The organism is Vibrio sp. Vb2131, from assembly GCF_033338535.1.
Taxonomy (GTDB): Bacteria; Pseudomonadota; Gammaproteobacteria; order Enterobacterales; family Vibrionaceae; genus Vibrio; species Vibrio alginolyticus.
Genome location: NZ_JAWOSW010000083.1, coordinates 1 through 669, shown reverse-complemented (window position 1 = coordinate 669; position 669 = coordinate 1). Strand labels below are relative to the sequence as shown.

1 protein-coding gene and 1 pseudogene are annotated in these 669 nt (G+C 48.9%); both read right to left on the bottom strand.

The features are described from left to right. Positions 1-66, bottom strand: a pseudogene (locus R7E38_RS22995) (type II secretion system protein M); the annotation flags it as partial. A gap of 7 nt (positions 67-73) precedes the next feature. After that, on the bottom strand, positions 74-669 hold a 596-nt coding region (gene gspL, locus R7E38_RS22990; protein ID WP_318082155.1), incomplete at its 5' end, for a type II secretion system protein GspL.

Genomic DNA, 669 nt, shown 5'->3' with positions numbered 1-669 from the left:
AAGTCGTTGTTCACGCTGAGAGATGCCACTCCACCAAGCTTGCGCTTGAGAAATTAAATTCTTCATCATCACCTCACTGACGCTTCAACACAAAGCTACCCATCACAACGTTATCGCTGCGATTAAGCTGACCTTGCTCAACATTAAACTTCTCAGCCAACTTCACACGAGCCTGCTCAAAAGGCTGGAAGTCTGAGCTACGTGCGTGAATGCGCACTTCACCACGTTGGCCGTCATACTTAAAGCTGGTGATTTCTAGATCTTTCACCTGACCAAGCGTTGCTGGCAAGGCAGCAAGCCAAGACAACATCGCAACATCTGTCGAGCCACCCGACAAACGGCGCTCTTCATCTGTCATTTGACGCTTTAAGTAACTTACGGTCGGAATTCGATTCTTGTTTGGGAAAACCTGACGGAAAATACGTTCGCTTTCTTCACGATAGGCTTGTGCTTGCGCCTCGTACTTGTGGACGACGAGAAGTTGCTGAGCCACGACCACCACTAACAAAACGCCCGCAGCGATAGCCGCCTTTTGCCAAAATTTCCAGTACTTACCCCAAGAAGACTTCGGCTTAAACTCGCCAGTTAACAGGTTCGTTTTACTACTCGCGACGCCTTTTGCGAGCAACGCCATCGTCATTTCTTCTGGCTTAGGAACCCATACACTCT